This is a genomic window from Streptomyces alkaliphilus (genome assembly GCF_014141535.1).
GTDB lineage: Bacteria > Actinomycetota > Actinomycetes > Streptomycetales > Streptomycetaceae > Streptomyces > Streptomyces alkaliphilus.
The window spans coordinates 1-4,509 of the sequence record NZ_VKHT01000392.1; the positions used below are offsets into that span (position 1 = coordinate 1).

At 74.1% G+C, this 4,509-nt stretch carries 4 protein-coding genes; all 4 read left to right on the forward strand.

Annotated features, from left to right (window positions below; all coding sequences use genetic code 11):
- Positions 1-52: 52 nt before the first annotated feature.
- Positions 53-1,012, forward strand: coding sequence for a deoxyribose-phosphate aldolase (gene deoC / locus FNQ90_RS13635; protein WP_323379944.1), 960 nt, complete (start codon positions 53-55; stop codon positions 1,010-1,012).
- Between the two features lie 6 nt (positions 1,013-1,018).
- Complete coding sequence (locus FNQ90_RS13640) at positions 1,019-2,524, forward strand: aldehyde dehydrogenase family protein (protein ID WP_182606629.1); 1,506 nt, start codon at positions 1,019-1,021, stop codon at positions 2,522-2,524.
- Positions 2,511-3,509 carry an aldehyde dehydrogenase family protein gene (locus FNQ90_RS13645; RefSeq protein ID WP_182606630.1) on the forward strand — a complete coding sequence of 333 codons (999 nt, stop codon included), beginning with the start codon at positions 2,511-2,513 and terminating at the stop codon, positions 3,507-3,509. The genes FNQ90_RS13640 and FNQ90_RS13645 overlap by 14 nt, the downstream gene beginning before the upstream one ends.
- A gap of 170 nt (positions 3,510-3,679) precedes the next feature.
- Positions 3,680-4,438, forward strand: coding sequence for an ATP-binding protein (locus tag FNQ90_RS13650; protein WP_407699361.1), 759 nt, complete (start codon positions 3,680-3,682; stop codon positions 4,436-4,438).
- Positions 4,439-4,509: the final 71 nt, after the last annotated feature.

Sequence of the window (4,509 nt, forward strand, 5' to 3'; positions counted from 1 at the left end):
GCCCACCGCCTCGCCCCCGGCGGCCTCCGTGTCGGGGCCCGCGCGGCTTCCGGTGACCGGCGCGGCCGCGCTCGCCGACGCCACCGGCTCCGACACCGCTCTGCGCCGTTTCCTGCACGGACTGCCCGGCGTCGACGCCGTCGGCCTGGAGGCCCGCGCCGCCGCCCTGCGCACCCGTTCGATCAAGACCTCCGCCAAGGCGTACGCCATCGACCTGGCGATCTCCATGATCGACCTCACCACCCTCGAGGGCGCGGACACGCCCGGCCGGGTGCGCTCGCTGTGCGCCAAGGCCCTGCGCCCCGACCCCTCCGACCCCTCCGTGCCCCGGGTGGCGGCGGTGTGCGTCTATCCCGACCTCGTGGAGGAGGCCCGGGCCGCGGTGGCCGGGTCCGGGGTGGCGGTCGCCTCCGTGGCCACCGCCTTCCCCGCCGGTCGCGCGCCGCTGTCGGTCCGCCTGGCGGACACCCGGGAGGCGGTGGCCGCCGGGGCCGACGAGATCGACATGGTGATCGACCGGGGCGCCTTCCTCTCCGGCCGGTACCTGAAGGTCTTCGAGGACATCCGCGCCGTGAAGGAGGCGTGTGCCCGCCCGGACGGCCCGGACGCCCACCTGAAGGTGATCCTGGAGAACGGCGAGCTGGGCGGCTACGACGCCATCCGCCGCGCCTCCTGGCTGGCGATGCTGGCCGGCGCCGACTTCATCAAGACCTCCACCGGGAAGGTCGCGGTCAACGCCACCCCCGCCAACACCCTGTTGATGCTGCAGGCGGTCCGGGACTTCCGCGCGGCCGGAGGCGGCACGGTCGGCGTGAAGCCCGCCGGCGGCATCCGGACCACCAAGGACGCCATCGGCTACCTGGTGATGGTCAACGAGACCGCCGGCCCCGGCCACCTGACCCCCCGGTGGTTCCGCTTCGGCGCCTCGAGCCTGCTCAACGACCTGTTGATGCAGCGCCGCAAACTGCGCACCGGACGCTACTCCGGCTCCGACGACGTGACGGTGGACTGACCCGCGATGACAGCGAAGAAGAAGCAGCACGCCCCGGACGGGGCGGTGGACCGGGCCGACGCCGGGGCGCCGGACGCGCCGTTCGGGTACGCCCCCGCCCCCGAGTCCCGCTCCGTGGTGGAGATCCCCTCCTCGCAGGGGCTGTTCATCGACGGCCGGTTCCGCGAGGCCGCCGACGGCCGCACCCTGAAGTCCCTCTCGCCCGCCTCCGAGGAGGTGCTGTGCGAGGTCTCGCACGGCGGTGCCGAGGACGTGGCGCAGGCGGTGCGGGCGGCCCGGGCGGCCTTCCCCGCCTGGTCGGAGCTGCCCGGCTCCCGGCGCGCGGCGTACCTGTTCCGGATCGCGCGCCTGATCCAGGAGCGCTCCCGCGAGCTGGCCGTGTTGGAGACCCTGGACAACGGCAAGCCGATCCGGGAGACCCGCGACGTGGACCTGCCCCTGGTGGCGGCCCACTTCTTCTACTACGCGGGATGGGCCGACAAACTGGCGCACGCCGGTTTCGGCCCGAACCCGCGCCCGCTGGGCGTGGCCGCACAGGTGATCCCGTGGAACTTCCCGCTGCTGATGCTGGCCTGGAAGGTGGCGCCCGCGCTGGCGGCGGGCAACACGGTGGTGCTCAAACCGGCCGAGACCACCCCGCTGGGGGCGTTGTTCTTCGCCGAGATCTGCCAACAGGCCGGGCTGCCCGCCGGCGTGGTCAACATCGTCACCGGTGACGGCACCACCGGCGCGGCGCTGGTCTCGCACCCCGACGTGAACAAGGTGGCCTTCACAGGATCGACCGCCGTGGGTCGGGAGATCGCCCGGACGGTCGCCGGCACCGACAAGCGACTCACCCTCGAACTGGGCGGCAAGGGCGCGAACATCGTCTTCGACGACGCCCCGATCGACCAGGCGGTGGAGGGGATCGTCGGCGGCATCTGGTTCAACCAGGGCCAGGTGTGCTGTGCCGGGAGCCGGCTGTTGGTCCAGGAGTCGATCCACGACGAGGTGATGGAGGCGCTCCGGGCCCGGGTCGCCACGCTCCGGGTGGGCGATCCCCTGGACAAGAACACCGACATCGGTGCCATCAACTCCCCCGAGCAGCTGGCCCGCATCACGGAGCTGGCCGAGGCAGGCGAGGCGGAGGGCGCGCGGCGCTGGTCGCCGCCGTGCGAACTGCCCGAGAAGGGTTGGTGGTTCCCGCCGACCGTCTTCACGGGCGTGAGCCAGACCCACCGGATCGCCCGGGAGGAGATCTTCGGGCCGGTGCTGTCGGTGCTCACCTTCCGCACGGCGGACGAGGCGGTGGCCAAGGCCAACAACACCACCTACGGCCTGTCCGCCGGCATCTGGACCGAGAAGGGCTCGCGGATCCTGGAGATCGCCGGACGGCTGCGCGCCGGCGTGGTGTGGGCCAACACGTTCAACAAGTTCGACCCCACCTCGCCGTTCGGCGGCTACCGGGAGTCGGGATACGGCCGCGAGGGCGGTCGGCACGGTCTGGAGGCGTACCTCGATGTCCAAGGCTGAGTCCAAGGCCGGATCCAAGGCCGAGAAGCGCGGGAGGTCCGCGAAGGACGCGGGGACCGCCAAGGCCGCCGAGGTCCTGACGGATGAGCACGGCGGCCGCCCCGCCGTACTCAAGACATACAAGCTCTTCGTGGGCGGGAAGTTCCCGCGCTCCGAGAGCGGACGGGTGTACCGGGTGACGGATCCGGACGGGACCTGGCTGGCCAATCCGCCGCTGTCCTCCCGCAAGGACGCGCGGGACGCGGTGGTCGCCGCGCGCAAGGCGTTCCCGGGCTGGTCCGGGGCGACCGCCTACAACCGGGGCCAGGTGCTGTACCGGGTGGCCGAGATGTTGGAGGGGCGGCGGGAGCAGTTCGCCTCCGAGGTGGCCCGGGCCGAGGGGCTGTCCCACCGCCGGGCCGTCGAGCAGGTGGAGACGGCCGTCGACCGTTGGGTGTGGTACGCCGGGTGGGCGGACAAGCTGGCCCAGGTGGTGGGCAACGCCAACCCGGTCGCCGGCCCGTACTTCAACCTCTCGGTGCCCGAACCGACGGGGGTGGTGGCGGTGTTCGCGCCGGCCGGCTCCTCCCTGCTGGGCGCGGTCTCGGTGCTGGCGCCGGTGATCGTGAGCGGTAACACGGCGGTGCTGGTGGCCGACGAGCGGACGCCGCTGCCCGCCCTCTCACTGGCGGAGGTGCTGGCCACCTCGGACGTGCCGGGGGGTGTGGTCAACGTTCTCTCCGGCCGGGCCGGGGAGTTGGGTCCCCCGCTGGCCGCGCACCGGGACGTGAACGCGATCGACCTGACCGGCATCGCCGACACCGACCTGGCGACGGAGCTGGAGCGGGAGGCCGCGGAGAACCTCAAGCGCGTGGTGCGGCCGGTCCGTTCCGCCGACGGGACCGTCGCCCCACCCGCCGACGTGGTCGGGGAGGGCGATCCGGGCACGAGCCGGATGACGCCGTTCCTGGAGATCAAGACGGTCTGGCACCCGATGGGTGTGTGATCGCCCGCCCGGGGGGCGGGGTGTCGGGATCCCGACACCCCGCCTCCCGGGCGCCCGCCGGGCTCGGGGATCCGCCGGTCCCGAGGGCCCCCGGAACCCCGGGGGAACGTGGTGAACGGCACCCGTCCCGGGGATGAACACCGCCGCCCCGTACGGGACAATGGTGTTCCGTGACCGAGCTCGCACCGGGGCCGCCCGGGCCCGTCGCCTCCACCGTTCCCGCGCCGATCCCCGTTCCCGGTCCGGCCGTCGAGCCCTCACCGGCGTTCCCGGCGCCCCCGTCGGAGCCGGTCGACGAGCGGCCCGCGGCCGTCACGCGGGTGGTGTTGCTCACCGGTCCCTCCGGCGCCGGCAAGTCCCGACTCGCCGCCGAGAGCGGCCTGCCGGTGCTGCGGCTCGACGACTTCTACCGCGACGGCGACGACCCGGCCCTCCCCCGCCTGCCCGGCGGGGCCGTGGACTGGGACCATCCCGATTCCTGGGACGCGCGGGCCGCCGCCGCGGCGCTGCTCGAGCTGTGCGCCCGGGGGCGGACCCGGTCACCGGTCTACGACATCGGGCTCAGCGCCCGCACCGGCGAGCGGGAATTCGTCCCGGACGGGGCGAGGTGCGTGATCGCCGAGGGCATCTTCGCGGCCGAACTCGTGGCCGTCTGCGCGCGGGAGGGCATCCTCGCCGACGCGCTGTGCCTGCGGAACCGTCCCTCGACCACCTTCCGCCGCCGCCTGCTGCGCGACGTGCGGCAGAGCCGCAAACCGCTGCTCTTCCTGCTGCGGCGCGGCTGGGCCCTGTGGCGGGCCGAGGCGGACATCGTGCGCGGGCAGGAGCGCCTGGGAGCGCGGCCGTGCGGTCGTGACGAGGCTCTGCGACGCATCCTCCGGGCCGCGAACGCCACCGCCGTCGACACGGGGGCGCCCGGCCCCCGTTGACGGGCCGGGTACGGGCGGACGCGGGGCCCGGCCGAACCCCCCGGTCGGACCGAACCCCGCGCACTTCCCCC